Here is a 20,601-nt window from a genome sequence, read left to right on the forward strand (position 1 = left end):
AGCACACCCAAGAGCTTGATAAGGTGAAACCCGAGCTTGCCACACTCAAAGCCAACGCCGATGTCTTGCAACAACAAAGCGATACACAAGCGCAAGAAAATAAAAAACTTCAGCAAGCAAACCAAGAACTAGAAACTAAGTATAAAAATCTCACCCAAGAGCTTGATAACTCCAAACAAGAAATCACCACACTCAAAACCACTAACCAACAACTCCAGCAAGAGAATCTAAAACTCAAGCCCGTGTATCTCACAAAAACACAGATCAGAGCAAGGCGTTTAGCAGAAAGACAAGAGCTCATGGGCAAGGGCTGTCCTAAAGAAGCTTTTAGAGAATTGAGCGCCTTAGATGATGAGAAATTGACCCAAGCGCAATTAGATGAGCGCATTTTAAACATTTGGCTTAAGTATGCTCCCAGCTACATTGCAAGCTTAGAGAACACCAACACTAACTTAGAACAAGAAACCCAAACCCTTAAAGCTGAGTTAAAGACAGCCAAAACAGAGGCAAAGAGTCAAGCACACATCAAAGCTTTTGAAAAAGAAGCCACAAACCTTATTAGAAAGTATGTAGCCCCCGTTACATCTGGTGTAGTGGCACACATTAAAGCCAGCGATGCCAAGCTCATCAGTATCCATAAGCAATGCCAAGAGGAGATGATTGAGCAGGCAAGCACTTGTGCTCTACTCAACGAAGAAATGCTAGCAGGCAAGCACACAGCTATCAATGCTATAGCTAGACTCTTTGGCAAGGGTGTTAAAAAAGAATACAAGCTAGACTATGACCCCATTAAGGCTAAGACAGGTTACAGAGAGCTTAACAGACGAGAACAAGCCATAAAAGAGAAGTTAGCAGAAACTCTTACAAAGCACAGCCAAGCAGTGCAAGCCATCAACAATCAAGCCTGCCAAGCTATCTTAGGGGCTGTGGAGAGTGTTAAAGGTGAGATTAGCAAGCTTGCCACAGAGTTTAAGAGCAGTGCAGAATATGGGGCGGAACTCAATCAAGCTAAAAGGCAAATAGACAGCCTGAAAAACAACAAGGAGCAGTTACAAAGTAAAGTGAGTGCCTTAGAACAAGAAAAGGAAAGCACCAAGCAAGAGTTAAAGGAAGCACAGACTAATAAAGAAGCCCTGAGAAAGAGTGGTGTTGAGAATACGAGACTTAAAAGTGAGCTACAGACTACGAAATCCACGCTACAGACCACACAAAAAGATTTGGAGACCACAAAGGCAGAACTAGAAACCACAAAGGCGAAGTTAGGGAGCGAACAAAGCGATTTTGGGGCTTTGGAAACACTAGAGGGTGCAATATATGCCAAAATCGCTGAAATAGGCAAGATGAGCCCCGAAATGGCAAGGGAGCTAGAAGTGATGGCACAAATGGCGCTGAGTGGGTTTTCTGACCTTAAAGAAGCTCTGCCTAAAGCTCTAGCACAAGCAAAAGCGATCCAAGAACAAAAGGGAGATGGAGGTTATCAAATATAGACTTTTTTGTGTTTTTAATGCCAAATTTTCATTAAAATATTTTTGCAAAAATTATGCAAATAATTTTAGATATTTTTTGAATTTATCATTCAAATTTTGGCAAAATTCTAATCAAAATCTAACCTAATTTTGTATATTTTTATGGAGCAAATTTATAAAATTAACGCACAGAAAAACTTCAATAAATACCTTGAAAAACAAGCACAAAATGCCTATTTTGTGGGGCTTTATGGCAATGATTGAAACAATTTTTTAGTATTTTTATTATTTTATTCAATTATAATAATTAAATATATTTATTAATATTTAATATTAATTTAACTAAATAATTTTAAAAAATAATTTACAAAATATAAATTAATTAAATTATTAATTATTTAATTTAATAATTATTTTCTAATAATAATTTTCGTTCATCAATGTGCGCTACAATGCCCGCTCTATCTTTTTCAAGGGAGTTTGCCATGTTTGACATCAGCTCAACTGAGGACATCACAAGCTATGTCTTGCGTTTGCAAGAGATCAAGGACAAAATGAAAAAAGCAGGTTTGCTGGAGTTGTTTGAAGAGGCTTTAGAAATCCAAGAGGGCTTTAAGCACCTTCTAACCTTGTCTAACAAGAGTAAAAGGATGCTCACAGCAGAGCTTGAGGGTAAAAGACCTGTGGGTAGACCTAGAAAGGGGGTGCAAGGGGTCAGCACAATTAGCCAACCCCAAGCAAGGCAAGACCTAGAGGTGTCTAAACCCCAAGAGCCTAAAAAGACAAGAGGGAGGAAGCCTAAGCAAGACATGAAAGATACTCGTACAGCAAACCAAGCAATAAGCCAAACCCAAATTAAAAATCAAAAATGATAGGAAACCACGATGGATGAAGCATTTGACAAGTGGAACACGCAAAAGAAAAAACTTGATAAGAATCCGCCACACAAAGTGGTTGTTGGCAATATCTACTGGCTGTGCATCGGACAGAATATTGGGCATGAAGTCTATGGCAAGTCTGCAAACTTCACACGCCCCGTGTTGGTCATCAAACTTTTATCTAACAAGCTATTTCTAGGCGTGCCTCTTAGTAGCCAAACGCACAAGAAACACATGTCCTACCATTACGCTTTTAAAGACAACAACAACACAGAACAAATTGCCCTACTGCACCAAATGAGAGTCTTTGACACAAAACGCAGGCGGACTAAAGTCGCCCAAGTGAGCGATGGCGTGCTAAGAGCCATCAAAGACAAAATTAAAAGAGACATCATCGATTGATATTCCCTGCAACTAGGACAGGGCAACTCACCGAAAGCGGTAAGCTCTGGTCTCTAGCAAGAACTAGAGATATGGGTCATTCTACCACAATAGACATTAAAGGTCCATAATCTACTGCAATGGAATTTTTATGCCGTGTATGCAATCTTCAAGATGCTAGAGATGAGATTAGGTAGAGACTATTATAGAGTGGGGTCTTGTTTTTCTTGCCATATTAAACAATTCAAGCAATATTAAATAGAATTTAGAATAAAAATTAATATATTTAATACTATTTTAAATATTGATTATATGTATTTTATATACCTTATAAATAAATCAACTATTGCGGAATGTAAAACAATGACAGAAACTACCACAAATAGCAATACCATTTTAATCAATACTATAACGATAATAAAACTATCAAAACACAATCCTTTTAATAAAACTTTTTAACACCTATTAATCGGGCGATAGAGCGATAGCATTTTCATTTCTTGGGGTTTTGGATTATTTTTAGTGCAAGAAATGAGAAACAGAGAACCATAATCTCGGACATTACAAAAACTTGAGTGCATCTTAATCAAAGAAAGTGTAAAGTGTGCAAACCTTAAAAAATGGAGCGTTCAATGACCAAGACAATGTTAGAGCCAGTGAGCTTTGATGGGATTGAGGATAAAGAAGGTGTTGAGAGAGCTCTCTTAGAAGCGTGCAGTCCAGGACAAATGGAAAAAATTAGAGTCATGGATAATGAGATCAAAAAATCAATAACCCCCCTATCAAAACCTACACCAGAGTTTTTAGAAAAAATCAAAATGATGGTGCAGAGTGCTCGTTAGTTTGAGCGAGCTACTCGATGCGCCCTATATAGAGACATTGTTAGAAAGCTTTAGATGTTCGAAAAATACAGATTTGCAAGATTTTCTCCACAATAAAGCTCTAAGCCTAGAAGTGTCCCACCACGCTAGGACATATATTCTTTTCTCACAAGAGGGCAAAATTGAAGGCTTTTTCTCCCTTGCACTCAATATACTTGAAACAAAGGGTCTTAGCAAGACACGCATCAAAAAACTCAGCACAAGCCATAATCCACATTTAGAACGATTGCCATGCATGATACTAGGACAGCTGGGCAAAGATGATCGTTCCACAATTAGTGGGGGTGAACTTTTGCGCCACGCCATCGCTATAATTGAGGAGGGGCGCAGATATTTTGGTGGCAAGTTTGTGTTAATCGATTCTATCAATGTTGAAAAGGTTATAAAATTCTATGAGCGGCATTTATTTAAAGCTCTACCCATTGACAACGATGGGTTAATCAAGATGGTGCGCTTTTTTAATTAAAACCCACTTTGTTTATCTGTTATCTGTGGCACGCTGAAAGTCTCCACAGCGATGGCGTGGCAAGTTCCCAGAGTGAGCTAGCGAGCGTCCCTTTTATAGGGCTGGGAAATTTTAAATTTACCCACCCCTTTTCAGGGGACACTCACAAGTTCGTTTGGTAAATTTGCCCTGCGGGGCTTTGGTGTTTTAATCTTTTCTTCTTTTTTATCTTTTATCACACCACTTAGGAAACTTTTTAAGTGCTTTGCACCCCTCATTAAATATTGTAGAGACGGACTGCTTTGTAGATACGTCCCATTTGTCTAAAGACTGATTGAAGGAAGTGCAACCATAGAATATATAACTCATATCTGTCACCTTGGAAACATTCCAGTTGTCTAGGGGTTGATTGAAGTTAGTGCAATTAGAAAACATATAGCTCATGTACTCTACCTTGGAGACATCCCAATTCTCCAAGGGCTGATTGAAAGAAGTGCAGCCATAGAACATATTGCTCATGTACTCTACCTTGGAAACATCCCAATTCTCCAAAGATTGGTTGAAGGCGGTACAACCATGGAACATGTAATTCATATTCTTTACATTAGACACATCCCACTTCTCTAATGGTTGGTTGAAATTGGAGCAACCTTGGAACATTGAATTCATATGCTTCACTTTAGAAACATCCCAATTCTCCAAAGATTGATTGAAGGCTTTGCAACGATTAAATATGTTGCTCATTTCTGTTTTATTGGAAACATCCCACTTCTCTAATGGTTGGTTGAAGTTTGTACAGCTAAAAAACATACCGTTCATACGCTCTACCCCAGAAACATCCCACTTGTTTAGAGGTTGATTGAAGGCTTCGCAACTTCCAAACATGTACGACATATCTTTCACCTTTGACACATCCCAATTATCCAAAGGTTGGTTAAACTTTTTGCAACTATAAAACATCTCATGCATATCCGTAACCCCAGACACATTCCAGTTTGAAATGTCGTGGTTGAAGGAAGTGCAAAACTTGAACATTTCATTCATGCTCTTTACTCCAGAGACATTCCAGTTGTCTAGGGGTTGATTGAAGTTAGTGCAATTAGAAAACATATAGCTCATAGCCTTTACTTTGGAGACATCCCAATTCTCCAAGGGCTGATTGAAGGAAGTGCAACCATAGAATATATAACTCATATCTGTCACCTTGGAAACATTCCAGTTGTCTAGGGGTTGATTGAAGTTAGTGCAATTAGAAAACATATTGCTCATGTACTCTACCTTGGAAACATCCCAATTCTCCAAAGATTGGTTGAAGGCGGTACAACCATAGAACATGCAATTCATATTCTTTACATTAGACACATCCCACTTCTCTAATGGTTGGTTAAATTTTTTGCAATCAGCAAACATTGAGCTCATATCCGTAACCCCAGACACATCCCAGTTTTCCAAAGGTTGGTTAAACTTTTTGCAACTATAAAACATCCCATGCATATCCGTAACCCCAGACACATCCCAGTTTGAAATGTCGTGGTTGAAGTGGGTTGCTTTGAAAAACATTTCTGCCATACTTACTACATTAGACACATCCCAAGTTTCTAACCCCTCAAAATTTTTGCGTTTGTTGCTTTTAAACATCTTGCTCATATCTTTGATTCCACTCACATCAATCTCTGCTAAGTGGATACTCTCATCCTTGACAAGCTTTTTGAGCTCTGCGTTTGTTTTGGGGAAATAGCGTTTTTGTGTGGTTGCCATTGTTTATCCTTTTTTTAAAATTTTGTGGGCGGATAGCTTGTGGCTATCCTAAAGGCGTGCCCTGGTTAGGGCTTGAAATAGGGGTTCAGCCTACATGAAAACCTGTTTGGTGTCCTTTTTCGTCATAGGTATAAACCCCACCACTCCTTTTAAGGGTTACGGAAGTTGCCGTAAATCCCACAAGCACATCTGTCGAACTCACGGTTCTTTGGAACAATTGTTTGCCTTTTTCATCCCGTACATGGAGTGCGCCACTTCTAATTTCCGCTGATCCAATCGCCATCGTTTTTCCTTTTTTAATTTAAGCTTTGTTTCATTTCTCACACACAACCAAACCCCCTAGCTCTTAAGAGCTAGCCTTATTAAGGCAGCACAGACATAGCTACTCCTTTCTATGGGTTAGCTCTCTTGTGGCTCTAGTTTTAAAATCTCCACCTTGATGTATTCTTCTAAGCTCTTAGGGCTTAGGACACTGTCAAAGGCCTGAAAGTTTGTTTGTTCGCTCATATTTGCCTTAATCGCTCCGTGATAAAGGCTCAAGGCTTTTAAAAACTCTTGAAAATCCGGAGAGTTCTTAGACAACTCGCCTAGCATCGTGTGGTCTAAATTGTCTTTAAACCTTGCATTTAAGAGCACCTGACTTTTTTTCAAGTCCTCAGTGTTTAACACAATCACACCTATGCCAAAGCTTGCGTGCAATCGTTTGAGCAAATCCATTAAATCGTTGTCCCCAGTGTTTAGCTTTTCAGCCACTAAATAACCCTCGTTGGCCCAAGAGCTGTTGCTGATGGCTTGGAAGTAATGTTCTCTACAGTTGCTTAAATCCACTTGCTTTTTGAGTTCAAAAGAAAAGAGTTTCAAGGGCAAAATATCAAAGTTCTCCACAAACTCACGCAAAGCCGGATCGAAGTTCTTATACGCAAAACTCGCCCCCACCATATCTGGATAAAGCCAAGAGTTTTTGCCCTGTTTGGCTTTGAGTGCGCTTTCGTGTTTAATGGTCTTGGTGTGTGCGCCCCATTTGTATTGGACAAAATAGGCTAGTAGAGGGTGCAATGTGCGTTCGTGATGGGTTTCTGCTTTATGAGAAGCTGGAGAGCTTAGTTGGGTTGTGCTCTCAACTACATTGTCCGCATATTCTTTAAGGGCAATGCTGATGGGTTTGCCCTCCACTTGCACAAAGGGCACTTCCTCCCCATTTTTTAAAGCCTTATACGCAGGGAAGTAAGTCAAATGCTCGGCTGTGCTAAACATTTTATCGATCTTGTGTGCTTTATGGAGTTCTTGCGCCCTTGTGTAAAGATCGTAAATCGACACAGGGGCTTTGGCTTCTTTGAGCACAGCTAGGACAATTTCTAGGTAGTCTTGTTTCATTTGTTCTCCTTAGAATTAAAAAATCAGCCACTCGGATACTTCGCTATACATCGCTGCCATAGTCTCCCCATCACAGCCCACTTTGTCTAAATGCGCCAGGTAGACATCCAGGCTTTCTTGGTAGCCTTGTTGCTCTTTTGCATCGTTGCAATCTTCAATTTGGCCTTCTAAAAGCTCTATGATTTTATTAAGGGCTTGGTAGTGTTGTTGCCCCTCCCAAAAGGGTTTCAAAAGAGCAATCCATTCATCACGTTTTTCTAAGAGCGTATCGGTTTTTAAGCCCGCTTGCTCTTTTTCTAACAGCCCTACTAAAGAGACAGCACACAGAGCCGAGCCTGCCTTTGTGCCTGCCTCTAGGCTTTCCTTGCGTTTTTTAGCGTAAAAGGCCTTACCGGTATCTTTAGGGTCATCTGGGGCTAGCCCCTCTAAATAATCTTCCTCACCCCCATAAATTTCGCCATCAAACTCATCATTGCCTGTTTCGTTAATGATTTTGGTACGCAACACCTCTAAAGAGTTATAAAACCCACGCAAGCCATGCACCCCTTGAGCCAACAAATAATACCCATCCACATAGCCCGCTTTAATGGCTTGTGTGATGGCTTCATAAGATTTGTTGGCTTGGCAGCGCAATAAGTTTTTTTGCTCCCTAGGTTTAAGGTAGGGCAAGCCCCAAGTGTGCGACTCTCTTGTGCCCACCTCCATGCGTAAAAGCCCCTCAAACGCATACATAGGGGTATCGCCCTTATTAGCCTGATCTCTCATGCAAGATAAGATCGTTTCAAATTCATCTTGTTCATAACTTTCCTCCTCATCATCGTAAGCAATCCATTTGCCACGCATTTCCCCCTCTTCAAAGATCCAGCTCTCAAGAGTGTCTTTAGGGGTTTCTAACGCTTTGCCATTAGGATCAAGGGGAAAAATACGTTCCAACCCTTCTTGAATCTCCACGGCTTTGAGCGGGTTTTTATAGTCGCCTTGTCCATAGGGGCTGTACTCTAGGGGTGTTTGGACCAAGCGCAAGCCATAATGTGCTTGCAATACACCTAATTCCTTTGCCCTTTCAAAGCACGCTGCCGCCCCTACAGGATCGGGCGGAACAACCACACCCACTAAACTCATCGCCCCCAGATATAGCCACGCCTTGCCATCGCCTTTTTCCTTAGCCTCCATGTAATCTTTAAAGGCTTGTTTGGTGTTGTTGCCATACTGCCATAGGGGTTTGGTGTTGCTTGCTTTTTCCTTAACTTGTTCTTTATTTTCTAAATCTTGGTGTTGCCAAAATGCGGGCGTGAAATGTTCTTTAACCCCCAATGGACCTCCAAAGCCCATGCTTTTATCGATGAATTTAGGTGCAAGGCTGGCTAATTCTTTGGCATCGCTTTCATATTTGGCTAAAAGAGCGTTTAAAGGGTGCTTGGGGGCTTTGGCTAGTAAAGCCTTTTGTTTGCCCAGCGTGTTGGCGAGCGGCACTAAAGCCACATTGTAGCCTAGCTCTAACGCCTTTTTAAAATAGCCAATGGCTCTATGGTTAGTCTCTAAAAGGGCATTTTGTGCCTTATTGGGGCTTAGGTTAAAGTGCGTAGGTTGCTCTAGCTCCAAATAGGCTAATTCTAAGGCACAGCGCCCACTGCCTAGGGCAATGCCCCATAAATACGCCTCTTTGGCATTTTCATACGCCTCTTGATAGTCCTTTTTATTAGGCGTGCCATAGACCTTTTCAATGGTCTTTAAAATACTTAAGTTCAAGCGGGCGTTATGCCCCTGCATCGTGGCACAAACGCCTGACTCAAAGAAATCCTCAAAGTAAGATTCAATGTAGCTTTCTCTGTAATCGGGGTCGATCCCATATTCTTTGTCAATGTGCGCGTCCTCGTAAAAATGGTGGTGGTAGGCGCACTCCCCTTGCACTTCTTGCAAGGCTAACCATGCATCATAATCAGCGCCACTTGGGTCTTTAATGTAGCTATCAAACCCAAACCAATGCCCAGCCTTACAAGGCTTCATCGCGTCCTTTAGCAGCGCATCGTTTAGGGTATCCATTTCATGTCCAAACTCTTCAAAATGCCTTAGCTTTTCTAGCCCCACATACGCCTTCATGTCGCCTAAAACTAAGACCTTTGCAAGGTAGTCAAACGCCTCTTTGGCATCTTGCTTATTTATCCCATTAGCCCCTAAGTAGGATAGCCCCAGCTCTGTAACTGCCCGAATCGAGCCTAGGTTTGCCGCCTTTTTAAAATGCTCCCTGGCTTTCTCTACAGAGGGCACCACCACCACGCCCTTTAATGTCATTTTGCCTAGTTCTAAAAGGGCTTCCGGATTATCTTTTTTACTTGCTTGTAAGTAGTCCTCATAGGCTTTAAAGTTATCGCCTTGATAAAACCAAAGGGGTTTGATAAGTGCTTTAAAAAATTGGCTTGCTTTAAAATTGTCTAAGGCGGTGTTTAACTTTGATATTTTTGCCTCTAGTTGTTCTAACCCCTCTAATAGTTTTTGTTTAAAGCCCTCTTTGAGAGTTTTTAGCACATTTTCTAGGGCTTGGCTCTCTAGGTTTGCCTCTTGGTGTTTTTGCTCTTGGTTATAGGTCTGCTCTTGGGTTGTAAAATACCCATGTAAAGCCGCCCACTCGGCGCTTAAGGCTGCTAGCTCTTTAGCAGTGTCGGGGTTTAAGAGTTCTAAGAGATTTTTAAGCGTATTTTGGGCTCTCCCTTGGGCTTTTTCTACGCTTGTGGTGCTTAGCTCTTCTTCTTTACTAATATCACTTTGTAGCTGCTTAGCTTCTTGCAACAAGGTTTTTAAACCCCCCTCAAGATCAACCAAATAGACGCACACATTATTGCGTTGTAATTCTGTGGCGTGTTTGCTGTCTAAAAACTCTAGGGTTTGTTCTAAGGCTTTTAGGGCATCGCTTTTTTGCGGGGTTTTTAAGTGTGCTAGGCTGTCTAATGCGGCTTCTAAAGCGCTAAAAATCGCCCCATCTGTGCTAGAGCTTTTTTGCCCCGCCGCCAGCCCCACCACCAACCGTTAAAATCATCCCAAGCCTTTTTAAGCACTTGTGTGGCGCTCTCATCAAGGACTTTTAACAAATGATCGACACCCTCACCCAATGCCTTTGCTTGCGCGTCCATGCCCTCTTTAAGCTGAGAGCATAAATTTGTATCCACAAACCCCTCGGCTTGGAGTTGTTGGTAAGTGGGCTCTAGGTCTAAAGACGCCTTTGTAATTTCTTGCAAGGCATTTTGTAAAATAGATTTAAAGGCATCTAGGGCTATTTGCAAATTGGGGGTTTCTTTAAAGCTTAAAAATCTTTGCTCTAACGGCTTTAACACCTCATCTTCTAGGAATTTTTGAAAAGCGGGGGTGTTGTATGTCTTACCATCTCTTGCCTTGTTTGCCAGCGTGTCTAGTGCTTGGCGTGCTGGGGCTACGCCTAAACTTACATCCACCGCTTCTAATAAGTCTCGTGCCTTTACAATCAAGCCCCCGCACGCTTCTTCAAAAGGCTTTTTGACCTGTCTTTTTTGCTCCCAAGTGAGGCCCTCTTGGCCTAAAAGGGTGTTGCACTCTTGTAACTTCTCTTGGCATTGGGACATGCCTTGTTCTAACACTCCCTTAGCCTCTATGACTTTATCATCAATGCTTTCAATGCAAGCCATCGCCTCTTGAAACTCTAAAAGCTGTTTCTTGAAATCATTTTCATTTTCTGAGAAATTGCGTCTTTGGTACGCAGCTGTATATTCCCCAATCAGCTTGCGTAATCGTCCCACCCCAGAAACACGCGCTGTGTATTGGAGCATTCTTTTTAAATCATCAGGGAAAGAATAATTTAATCTAGATTGCAAGGCATCCCAAGCCTCCTTAGCCTCCCCCTCAATATTCCTATAGCCAATGCTCTTTTTGCCCTTTGTTTTGCACTCTTCCTTATAAAGTTGTACAAATGTGCTATAAGCCTTTTGGCAATCTAGCCTTTTAAGCTCTATATAATGCCACCACCCCTTCAGCCTCTCTGGCTCTGTGAGTTTGGGGGATGAGGCTAACAAATCAGCCACGCCCCTAGAAAAGCCATTGAGTTTGTCTTGAAACTTTTGTCTGTCTTTTTGGTAGGTGCCTAAGTCTGGAACATCGTATTTTTCAACCATCCAATCCCGATAACACTTGTCCAAGGCTTCTTTAGTGTCCTTATCCTCAATGTTCCACCTGTATAGATTTAAAACCTCTAGGGGTTCATAATCTAAGAGATCACAGAGGACTTGGCGTTTGGCTTTAAAGACTTGCTTTTGCCGTTCTTGTTGGTCCTCAAGGGGTTTATACTGCGCCCAAAGCTCTTTAAAGGCTTGGTAATAGACCTTTAGATTTGTCATATTTTGGCGGGCTTTGAGCGCCTTTAATTCACGGGTGGATACCATCGCTTCAGATTGGGGGCTAACATTGCTTGCCTTTAACATGCTCTCTATGAGCGGTAGGGATTTTTCTAAGTATCTGACAGACCCCACATTGTTTAAAGCCTCTGCGCCCATTTTGGCAATGTTTTCATCCTCACTACCCGCCACAAACGCCTTTAAACTCTCTTTTAAAGGCTCTAAGCCTTGATCTAGGGATTTATAAAGGGCATCAATTTCTTCTTTGCTCACAATGCCCTCTTTAGCCAGTTGTTTGTAAGTCTGGTCTAGAGCGCCAAGAGATTTTGTAATTTGGGCAATGACATCTTGTAGCCAAGTCTTCAACATATTTAGGGCGATTTGTGGCTCAAGGGCTAGCCCCAAGGTTTTAAAGCACTCCTCCAAGGGTTTAAGCACCTGCTTTTCTAGAGCGCTTTTAAACCCCGATTCATCGTAATTATCCGCCCTGCTTGCCTTCTCAACCCCCAAAACTTGGCGCATCACCTCTACACCCAAGCTCGCATCACACGCCTCAAATAGGGCTTGTATATCTTGCCCTAAATTCTTTGTTAATCTCTCAAAGGGTGCTTTAATTTGGTTACGCTCTTGCCAACTTTTATCTGTAGCCTGATCTAAAAGGGCAAGGTATTTGGGCAATTCCTCTTGGCACGCAGTGATTTTTTGCTCCAAGGTCTTTTTGGTCTCTAAGACTTTGGCATCTTGACTTACCACCGCCCCCAGCGCATCTTTAAGGCTTAAGAGCTTTTCTAAAGCCTTTTCATCGCAATAGATATATAAATCTACTTTGCCATTATGTGAATTGCTTACCAATTGGCGTAACGCCTGCACCCCACTTAGACCATTGGCGCATTCTAAAAGTTGGGTTAAACCCTTCATTAAGGCGTTAAAAGATTGGCTAAAAGCAGTGTAAGCACCCCTAGCCACCTCTTGCATCTCATGCCAAATGAGCTTTTTCTTTCCCTTTGTCTTGCAATCCTCTTTGTAGAGTTTGTAAAACGCTTGCCACGCTTCTAAACAACGGGCGCGCTCCAACTCGGCAAAGATAAACCAGCCTTGTAGCTTTTGAGCCTGTGTCAGTTGGGGCGTGTCTTTTAAAAGGGCTCTAGCTGTTGCCAGCATGTCTTTAGGGTCTCTTTAAATTTGTTTTGTTGTGCTTGGTAATCATCTAGAGAGGGTGTCTTGCAAGCGCCTAATGTCTCATTGACTGCTTGTAAGGGGGCATCTTCGGGCATTAAACGCACACACAAGGGCAAAATGTCGTATCTGCAAGGATTTAAAAACCCGTAAAGCTCCGTGTTTTTAGAGCCAAACGCCTCGTTTTGTAAATCCCGTTTATGCCTTAAGGGGGCGTATTTACCCCACTTTTCTTTTAAAGCCGTGTAATGCAAGATGACATCTGTGCTCGCCTGTGTAGCGCTGCTTGCCTGCCACTGCTCGGCAATTTTTAAGACATCCAGCATACCAGCTCCCATCCAAAGCCAGCCACGCTAACCCTAAAAACAACTAAAACAACACTAGAGAGAGTTACCCCCCCCCCCCCCCCCCCCCCCGCACAGCGCAAGTAGAGCTAGGCATAGATTTCCTTTTTTTTAGAAAAATAAAAAGGCTATTGTAGCAGATTTAAATGAATTGTGGGCTTGTTTGTAAAATCACAAAGAGAAACTTAGATACTCTTACTAGTCATGAAAGACAACATCAGTATAGAGACCCTTTACGCACAAGTGCAAGCTTTTAAAAGCGATGTGAGAAATCTCATATCTTTAGAGCGGCTTATATCCTATGGAAATGACATTGCCAAACACAACGCTAGTTTAGAGTTCAATGCTAGACTCACTCCAAAGATCGCCCAGGCAGAGATTTATCTAAGAAACATTGTGGATTTTTGCATGCAGTTAGTGGTTGGTAGTCCAGCTTGGATTGTAGATGCGCCTTACCTAAGCAGAGAGATAGAGAAGATCAACAAGCGTGTGAGCCGGGACAGACTCATTCGAGAGCATGTGGCTTATATACAAAGGACCGATGTAAAAGCCTACAATTCTTACTTGTTATCCAATTTGACACTAGGGTCTATTGTGGTTGTCATCAAACAGAACCATTTGCAAAATCTGATTTTTGACTTTAGAAAGCATAGGTTAGATTTTAGAGATTTCTGCCATCTCAATAAAAAATAGATTTAAAGCTGCCTAACTATTATAAGGTTAACATTATTGCTTATCCTAGGCTTTCTATCTATGCCCCAAGTGATAGAACAAGCCACTCTAAACGGATTGTAAGCCTTGCATACGAGAAGATTGAATACTTTTTGGAGTTTTTATTGCAACATCTAATAAACACTTAGAATGTCGGTTTTTAGGTTGGTCAGACCGAGTATGAAACAAGGGATACTAGGGAGATTGAAGAAACCAGAAACAATAATAGAAAAGAAACCCTCAAAGAGAACCGGGGGAGCCCCCCGATTTAATTTCGTCTGTATTATCGCATAAAATTCGTAAAAAACATCTTAATGATGATTGATCTTGGCGCAAGCTTTTTGCTCTCATACGCCGTGTTGGTCTTTCTATCTACAATCCCCCACAATCGCTTTCAACCCACAAACCATGTTTGATATACTCTCCACCCCTAACCTTGCGCTCTACGACCCTTTAAAGGCTCTTTAAACGCTATGTTTGTTTTATTGCTTTTCTTCATCTTACTCTCCAAAGACATAATTGTCCTGAATCAATCAGTTTTCACTCTCTCCAAAGAGACATGATTGCCCCATAGTCATAGATACTTCAAGACCAAAACTCAAATTCTCACTTCAAAACCCTCTCTTGGGGGTTTGGGGGCTTGCCCCCAAGAGCATATAGATGCCAAGCGTAAGCTTGGCTTACCTTAATTGTGCCTTGTCCTTTGTTTTTTTGCAAACTTAGCTTAACCAAATTTTCTCGTGCGTGCGTAAGAACTTTGTCAACCACTTTGTAAACCATTTTGTAGGGCGACCTTGTGGGCTTCACAAACTGCGTTGCCCACGGAGTTTCCAGTGCTTCAATAAACCTAAATAAGGGGTAAATTCGGCAATTTAAGGGGTAAATTCGGCATATTTAAGGGGTAAATTCGGCATATTTAAGGGGTAAATTACATAAAATCCTTAATTTATGCTACAATTACCATAATAAGCTCAGCAAAGAAAGGTGTTGAAAGATGGTTATTCAGGATCAAAAACAAGTTTTGAGTAATGAGATCGTAAAACTCCAAGTTCTAATAGATGTTGAAACAAATCAAGCACTTAAAGATATTTTAAAACAGGAAAAAACTGAATGCGTAAAAAAACTTTTAGCCTTAACACCAACGCAAAGCCCCCAATTCCCCCAAGAAAACCAAGAACAAAGGCCAGTCAAAGAAGGCTTACCCCAAACACCTACAAATGCACCACAAGCTCAAGTGCAACAAACTCTCAAACAAGAGCAAGTTATCCCACAAGTTGAAAACTCACAGCTAGCCACACCTTTAAACCAAGACACAAAGCAGAATCAACAAGAAAACACAGCACAAGCTCCCCAAAATGTGTCTAAAAACGCTGTGCTTGCTAAAGACTTACGCATAGCCGATTCAACTAGAGTAACCCTACACAATGACATTTACAAGGTTAATCTAGGAAAGCTTGGGGCATGGGAAAGTAACTTGCTCTTTGCCTTATTCAACCGCCTCAAAGATCAAGGCGATACTTGTATACGCTTTGAACCCCATGAAGTCAAAGAGATGATCGGTACACCCAAAATTGATGGAGACAACTTATTAAGAGTGGTGCGCACACTTTGGAAAAATATCAGAATGGCTAACTTCTGGAAAATCATGCGTTTTGTAGAAAATGGTGAAGAATTGACTAAGGAAACAAATTGCTTTCTATTCAAGCACTTTACAATCGTTTCAGACAAAACCCCCAAGCTTCGCTACATAGAAGTTGGCATCAACACCCCCTATTTCACCCATTTACTCAATAACCTTAGTGCAAACTTCACTTCTTTGCAATTAAAGATTTTTATGTCCTTGAGAAGTAAATATGCCAAAGCTCTGTATCGATTGTTGGTGCGCTTTGAGGATGTGAAAAAGCTTTGCATGTGCGAGGTGCTTACCTACAAGAGCGACTTTGAAGGGTTTAAAGAGTTTATGGGGATACCTAAGAGTTTGTCAGTTAAGGACACCGATACGATATTAAAACCCGCCTGCAGAGAGCTAGGTGTCCCCATTGATGAAGGCTATAACCCTGAAAATCCCGATCGCTCTTTACCCTATGAAACCATCTTTTATACAAAAATCAAAAAAGGCAAGGGCAATAAAGTTGTGGGCATCACCTTTCACTTTATGCCTCACCCCCATCTTGACATGCAAAAAGCTATTCTCAAACGCCACACACAAAACCGCTTTAAAGACACCATGGCGCAAATCCAAAAAGAAGAGAAAGAGAAACAAGAAAAGAAAGCTAGAGAAGAGGTAAGAAGTAAGAGAGATCATTACAACAAGCAAGAGTTAAAAACCCTTAATAGTTTTATAGGGCTTAGTGGTCCTTTGTTTACCAAAGACTTTGAATACCACTTTAAAAGTGTTAAGCTCTTGATGGTAGGTTCTTTTGGAGGTGATAATGCTAAGCTGATGGGTGTCTTTAAGATCAACACAACCGATCACACAGATCGTAGCTATGCCGAGCGTCTGCGCTCTTTAAACCAAGCCTATCTAAAATTCATCCCTAAAGGATTTCCTGATTGCTTCATATACTTTTTTGAAGATCACGAGAGCTTGCTTAGAGAGTTTGTGAAGAGAGCAAAGTGAAAACAAAACAATGCCAGAACTAGATAAAAAGAAAGCAGAACTTGATGATTTAAAGACTTGGCGCAGCTATGCCGTTACTTCTCTAATTGCTTTAATTGCCTTTGTTTTTACTAGGTATAATCAAAGCAATATAGTCATAGTTATCATCAGCTGTCTAAGCATCATCCTACTTGGGATTGCAATTATAGTTTTGCAATTTAAAATCAAAAAATTAATCAAAGAAATAGGAGAGCTATGATGGAGACTTTAGTCATCTTTTCTGTAGTGTTCGGACTTGTCTGCTTTTTTGTAGCTTTCTATATTGCAATCAGCTAGTTTAATGGCTTATATCATGTGTTCTACAAGACCACACAACCACGACTTAAACTAAAACCTACACTCTAGCACACCCTCGTCGCTCCTAGAGCCTCATACAGCTTAAATATATTTAAGGTTTTCTCCACAAAATAACTTTAATACATAAATCAATACATACAGCCTTTAAGCTCCCACGGCGTTTGAGTGGCAAATTAACCAAACAAGCTTGCGCCGTGTTTTGCGTAGCAATGGTTAATTTGCAAATTAACCATTACCTACGGGTATCGCTCGCAAGCTCACTATGGTTAATTTGCCCCTAACGGGGATTTTTGGTAAAATATTGTATTTTATAATAAAAGGATTAAATAATGCTAGATAATTCAGGCAACGCAAGTAATGATAATGCAAGCAATGTCAGTCATCAAAGCAGTGACACTACCCCTAATACACAAAACAAAAATATAAAACCACAACCAAAACTCTTGAACGAAAAGAGCACCCGAGAATTAGGCAAATTGATTGGCAAGCTAGAAGAACAAATTATAAAGATTGAAAATGAAAAGAACACTTTAGAAAACAGCTTAAAAAACTTAATGATAAGCTCAATGACCTAAAACAAAGACAGGCTGAAGCGAGTGAAATGCTTTCTAAAAAACGCAAGCAAGAACAACAAAAGAAATAGATTAAGGGGAGGGGAGTATGGGCAACATCTCATCAATTAACTTTAAACCTACCAAAAATGCCGTGCAACTTAACCACAACGATAGAAGCATTGCCCCTAACTATCTCTTGCCTCAAGAAGTGATTTTAAAAGTGGGCGGAGGTGTTGAAGTGGATAGATCGGCGCAAGAAGCTTTGGCATTAAGAACCCAAATTATTAAAAAAGCTATGGATGCCTATTTACAACACAGAGGGCAAAAGTTTCGGGCTAAAAGCTATCTATGGAGTGCCGTTGTTAATCTCAAAGAAACTTCAACAATGCAAGATTTAGAAAGGTTATCCAAACACTTTAAAACCAAATATGGCTTTCAATGCTACCAAATCGCTATTCATAGAGATGAAGGGCATATTGATGAAAATGGCATCACACAAATCAATCACCACGCCCATTTGGAGTTTGTTACTCTTGATGAGAACACAGGCAAGAGCCTTTTTAGAGGAAGTTTGCAAAGACCTAGAGCTTTAGGACAAATGCAAACAGAAGTGGCACAAATCTTAGGTATGGAGCGTGGACAATTTAAGAACGACACCATAGATGAAAACGGCAACCTAATTAAGGGCACAGGTAGAAAACGCATTGAGCCTAGAGCTTATGGGCAGTTGATGGAAAAAGAGAAAACAAAACGGATTAAATTAGAAAAAAATAACTCACAAGAAGTTACAGCCTACCAAAAACAAATCAAAGACTTACAAACAAGTGCTAAGAACGCCCAAATAGAGTTAAATACCCTTAAACAAAAACAAACCCAACTAGAGCAGACTAATACCGCTTTAACCAAAGAGAACCAAGAACTCCAAGCTAATAAGATAGAACTAGAAACCACACTCATAGACCTTGTTACTATCTTTGCCCCACAAGACAAACAGAACAAGAAACTCACTATCAAAGAAGCCAAGTCTTTGCTAGAGAGTGTGAGAAAGCAAATAATTGCCCTTAATCAAGGGCTTGGTGATTTAAAGCTTTTCACACAAGAGGATTACAAGAGCTTAAGAGCCTTGAAAGATGAGGGCTTGAGCATTGCTGACCTAAAGGAGCGCATCACACAGATAGAGCAAGAAGCTAAAGAACGCTACCAATCCTTGCAAGAACAATACAAAGACTATCTAAGCCCTGAACAAGTAGAGAACAAGATAAGCATTGCTGAAGCCAAATACAAAGACTATCTAAGCCCTAGTGCCGTGCAAGAGCTTAGGCAAAAGCACACTAAAGAGCTTGAGCTTAGAAAGCAAAGCTACACTAAAGACATCAATACCAAAGACACAGAGCATGCCAAAGCTTTGCAAGAAAAACAAAAAGAGATAGATGCCCTTAAGAACGAGAACACCCAAAAAGATGAAAGTATCGATGGTTTAAAAGAACAGATTGTCAAGCACACCCAAGAGCTTGATAAGGTGAAACCCGAGCTTGCCACACTCAAAGCCAACGCCGATGTCTTGCAACAACAAAGCGATACACAAGCGCAAGAAAATAAAAAACTTCAGCAAGCAAACCAAGAACTAGAAACTAAGTATAAAAATCTCACCCAAGAGCTTGATAACTCCAAACAAGAAATCACCACACTCAAAACCACTAACCAACAACTCCAGCAAGAGAATCTAAAACTCAAGCCCGTGTATCTCACAAAAACACAGATCAGAGCAAGGCGTTTAGCAGAAAGACAAGAGCTCATGGGCAAGGGCTGTCCTAAAGAAGCTTTTAGAGAATTGAGCGCCTTAGATGATGAGAAATTGACCCAAGCGCAATTAGATGAGCGCATTTTAAACATTTGGCTTAAGTATGCTCCCAGCTACATTGCAAGCTTAGAGAACACCAACACTAACTTAGAACAAGAAACCCAAACCCTTAAAGCTGAGTTAAAGACAGCCAAAACAGAGGCAAAGAGTCAAGCACACATCAAAGCTTTTGAAAAAGAAGCCACAAACCTTATTAGAAAGTATGTAGCCCCCGTTACATCTGGTGTAGTGGCACACATTAAAGCCAGCGATGCCAAGCTCATCAGTATCCATAAGCAATGCCAAGAGGAGATGATTGAGCAGGCAAGCACTTGTGCTCTACTCAACGAAGAAATGCTAGCAGGCAAGCACACAGCTATCAATGCTATAGCTAGACTCTTTGGCAAGGGTGTTAAAAAAGAATACAAGCTAGACTATGACCCCATTAAGGCTAAGACAGGTTACAGAGAGCTTAACAGACGAGAACAAGCTATAAAAGAGAAGTTAGCAGAAACTCTTACAAAGCACAGCCAAGCAGTGCAAGCCATCAACAATCAAGCTTGTGCCATTATCTTAGAGGCTGTGGATAGTGTCAAAAATGAAATTAGCAAGCTTGCTACAGAGTTTAAGAGCAGTGCTGAGTATGGGGCAGAGCTCAATCAGGCTAAAAGACAGATAGAAAGCCTGAAAAACGACAAGGAGCAGTTGCAAAGTAAAGTGAGCGCCTTAGAAAAAGAAAAAGAAACTAATAAGCAAGAGGTAGAAAAGGCAAAGGTTGATAATGAAGCTTTTAAAAAGAGTGGCATTGAGAACACAAGTCTTAAAAGTGAGCTAAAGACCACAAAATCCACGCTAGAAACTACACAGAGCGATTTGCAAACCACAAAGGCAGAGCTTGAAGGGACAAAGGCGAAGTTAGAGGGCATCCAAAGCGATTTGGGGGCTTTGGAGATACTAGAGGGTGTTGTGTATGCAAAGATTGCTGAAATAGGCAAGACTAGCCCAGAAGTGGCTCAGGCATTAGAAATTAAAGCAAGCAATGTATTAAATGACCTTGCTAGTCTCAAAGAAGATTTGCCTAGAATCTTGGCGCAAGTAAAAGCAATCCAAGATCAAGAGCAAGAGCAAAAGGGGGATGGGGGTTATCATAAATAGGCTTTAAATTTTAAAATTAAAAATAATACTAAATATAATTTTTTATAATGTTAAATGTTTTTAATAGTATTTAATCACATTTTATATGAATTATTTTTATGAGAATTTATACTTGTCTTTGCAAGTGCTGAGTCGCCTTGCATTTGAGTAGAGAATATCCTATAAAATGCTTTACTTTATTAGGGGTCAAGCTGTCATCTTTGAAAAAGCAATCGTAAGCAATTCACTCTTATGGTGTTTTTGAAAATTTGGTTATCTATGCTTTTTCTTTGAATCCGCCCGCTTTCGATCCGCCTTTCTAAATTCCCACACCATGTAGAGTAA

The 20,601-nt window shown here is 40.8% G+C and carries 16 protein-coding genes; 10 read left to right on the top strand and 6 right to left on the bottom strand.

All coding sequences use genetic code 11. The features are described 5' to 3' along the window. The first annotated feature begins 23 nt into the window (after positions 1-23). The 5 genes from QUE23_RS09315 (at position 24) to QUE23_RS09335 (ending at position 4,072) form a co-directional block, all read left to right on the top strand. Entirely contained in the window at positions 24-1,487 is a 1,464-nt protein-coding gene (locus QUE23_RS09315) for a coiled-coil domain-containing protein (protein WP_286349519.1), read from the top strand. A gap of 464 nt (positions 1,488-1,951) precedes the next feature. After that, complete coding sequence (locus QUE23_RS09320) at positions 1,952-2,338, top strand: hypothetical protein (RefSeq protein WP_286349520.1); 387 nt, start codon at positions 1,952-1,954, stop codon at positions 2,336-2,338. 12 nt (positions 2,339-2,350) lie between these two features. Next, on the top strand, positions 2,351-2,746 hold the full coding sequence (locus QUE23_RS09325) for a type II toxin-antitoxin system PemK/MazF family toxin (RefSeq protein WP_286349521.1): 396 nt from the start codon (positions 2,351-2,353) through the stop codon (positions 2,744-2,746). A 611-nt stretch (positions 2,747-3,357) separates the two neighbouring features. Then, on the top strand, positions 3,358-3,567 hold the full coding sequence (locus tag QUE23_RS09330; protein WP_286349522.1) for a hypothetical protein: 210 nt from the start codon (positions 3,358-3,360) through the stop codon (positions 3,565-3,567). Next, entirely contained in the window at positions 3,557-4,072 is a 516-nt protein-coding gene (locus QUE23_RS09335; protein WP_286349510.1) for a hypothetical protein, read from the top strand. The genes QUE23_RS09330 and QUE23_RS09335 overlap by 11 nt, the downstream gene beginning before the upstream one ends. Positions 4,073-4,276: 204 nt before the next feature. Here the strand turns inward: QUE23_RS09335 and QUE23_RS09340 are convergent, their stop codons facing one another. From QUE23_RS09340 to QUE23_RS09365, 6 genes are all read right to left on the bottom strand, one after another. Then, a complete protein-coding gene (locus tag QUE23_RS09340) occupies positions 4,277-5,809 on the bottom strand; it encodes a BspA family leucine-rich repeat surface protein (RefSeq protein ID WP_286349523.1) in 1,533 nt (510 codons plus the stop codon). Between the two features lie 85 nt (positions 5,810-5,894). Beyond that, positions 5,895-6,092, bottom strand: coding sequence for a hypothetical protein (locus QUE23_RS09345; protein WP_053825855.1), 198 nt, complete (start codon positions 6,090-6,092; stop codon positions 5,895-5,897). Positions 6,093-6,208: 116 nt separating this feature from the next. Further along, a complete protein-coding gene (locus QUE23_RS09350) occupies positions 6,209-7,183 on the bottom strand; it encodes an HrgA protein (protein WP_286349524.1) in 975 nt (324 codons plus the stop codon). 15 nt (positions 7,184-7,198) lie between these two features. Then, positions 7,199-10,198 carry a tetratricopeptide repeat protein gene (locus QUE23_RS09355; RefSeq protein ID WP_286349525.1) on the bottom strand — a complete coding sequence of 1,000 codons (3,000 nt, stop codon included), beginning with the start codon at positions 10,196-10,198 and terminating at the stop codon, positions 7,199-7,201. Next, on the bottom strand, positions 10,138-12,702 hold the full coding sequence (locus QUE23_RS09360) for a hypothetical protein (protein ID WP_286349526.1): 2,565 nt from the start codon (positions 12,700-12,702) through the stop codon (positions 10,138-10,140). Before QUE23_RS09360 ends, QUE23_RS09355 begins: the two co-directional genes overlap by 61 nt. Then, on the bottom strand, positions 12,675-13,043 hold the full coding sequence (locus QUE23_RS09365; protein WP_286349527.1) for a hypothetical protein: 369 nt from the start codon (positions 13,041-13,043) through the stop codon (positions 12,675-12,677). Before QUE23_RS09365 ends, QUE23_RS09360 begins: the two co-directional genes overlap by 28 nt. A 222-nt stretch (positions 13,044-13,265) precedes the next feature. On the opposite strand from QUE23_RS09365, the gene QUE23_RS09370 reads away from it, so the two are divergent. The 5 genes from QUE23_RS09370 to QUE23_RS09390 all read left to right on the top strand — a co-directional run bounded on the left by QUE23_RS09370 (position 13,266) and on the right by QUE23_RS09390 (position 20,277). Further along, positions 13,266-13,754, top strand: a complete 489-nt coding sequence (locus tag QUE23_RS09370; RefSeq protein WP_281769757.1) for a hypothetical protein — start codon at positions 13,266-13,268, stop codon at positions 13,752-13,754. Positions 13,755-14,766: 1,012 nt separating this feature from the next. Further along, positions 14,767-16,392 carry a replication initiation protein gene (locus tag QUE23_RS09375; RefSeq protein ID WP_286349528.1) on the top strand — a complete coding sequence of 542 codons (1,626 nt, stop codon included), beginning with the start codon at positions 14,767-14,769 and terminating at the stop codon, positions 16,390-16,392. A gap of 10 nt (positions 16,393-16,402) precedes the next feature. After that, complete coding sequence (locus QUE23_RS09380; RefSeq protein ID WP_281769755.1) at positions 16,403-16,630, top strand: hypothetical protein; 228 nt, start codon at positions 16,403-16,405, stop codon at positions 16,628-16,630. Between the two features lie 427 nt (positions 16,631-17,057). Next, positions 17,058-17,303, top strand: coding sequence for a hypothetical protein (locus tag QUE23_RS09385; protein ID WP_286349529.1), 246 nt, complete (start codon positions 17,058-17,060; stop codon positions 17,301-17,303). 85 nt (positions 17,304-17,388) lie between these two features. Then, on the top strand, positions 17,389-20,277 hold the full coding sequence (locus tag QUE23_RS09390; protein WP_286349530.1) for a coiled-coil domain-containing protein: 2,889 nt from the start codon (positions 17,389-17,391) through the stop codon (positions 20,275-20,277). Positions 20,278-20,601: the final 324 nt, after the last annotated feature.

The sequence above is a fragment of the Helicobacter felistomachi genome (assembly GCF_030296895.1).
In the GTDB taxonomy this organism is placed as follows: Bacteria; Campylobacterota; Campylobacteria; order Campylobacterales; family Helicobacteraceae; genus Helicobacter; species Helicobacter felistomachi.

Bases quoted from the DNA above. Each gene is read 5' to 3' on its own strand.
- QUE23_RS09340 (WP_286349523.1), bottom strand. From the start codon at position 5,809: ATGGCAACCACACAAAAACGCTATTTCCCCAAAACAAACGCAGAGCTC.
- QUE23_RS09390 (WP_286349530.1), top strand. From the start codon at position 17,389: ATGGGCAACATCTCATCAATTAACTTTAAACCTACCAAAAATGCCGTG.
- QUE23_RS09360 (WP_286349526.1), bottom strand. From the start codon at position 12,702: ATGCTGGCAACAGCTAGAGCCCTTTTAAAAGACACGCCCCAACTGACA.
- QUE23_RS09320 (WP_286349520.1), top strand. From the start codon at position 1,952: ATGTTTGACATCAGCTCAACTGAGGACATCACAAGCTATGTCTTGCGT.
- QUE23_RS09380 (WP_281769755.1), top strand. From the start codon at position 16,403: ATGCCAGAACTAGATAAAAAGAAAGCAGAACTTGATGATTTAAAGACT.
- QUE23_RS09365 (WP_286349527.1), bottom strand. From the start codon at position 13,043: ATGCTGGATGTCTTAAAAATTGCCGAGCAGTGGCAGGCAAGCAGCGCT.
- QUE23_RS09350 (WP_286349524.1), bottom strand. From the start codon at position 7,183: ATGAAACAAGACTACCTAGAAATTGTCCTAGCTGTGCTCAAAGAAGCC.
- QUE23_RS09345 (WP_053825855.1), bottom strand. From the start codon at position 6,092: ATGGCGATTGGATCAGCGGAAATTAGAAGTGGCGCACTCCATGTACGG.
- QUE23_RS09375 (WP_286349528.1), top strand. From the start codon at position 14,767: ATGGTTATTCAGGATCAAAAACAAGTTTTGAGTAATGAGATCGTAAAA.
- QUE23_RS09330 (WP_286349522.1), top strand. From the start codon at position 3,358: ATGACCAAGACAATGTTAGAGCCAGTGAGCTTTGATGGGATTGAGGAT.
- QUE23_RS09370 (WP_281769757.1), top strand. From the start codon at position 13,266: ATGAAAGACAACATCAGTATAGAGACCCTTTACGCACAAGTGCAAGCT.
- QUE23_RS09325 (WP_286349521.1), top strand. From the start codon at position 2,351: ATGGATGAAGCATTTGACAAGTGGAACACGCAAAAGAAAAAACTTGAT.
- QUE23_RS09385 (WP_286349529.1), top strand. From the start codon at position 17,058: ATGCTAGATAATTCAGGCAACGCAAGTAATGATAATGCAAGCAATGTC.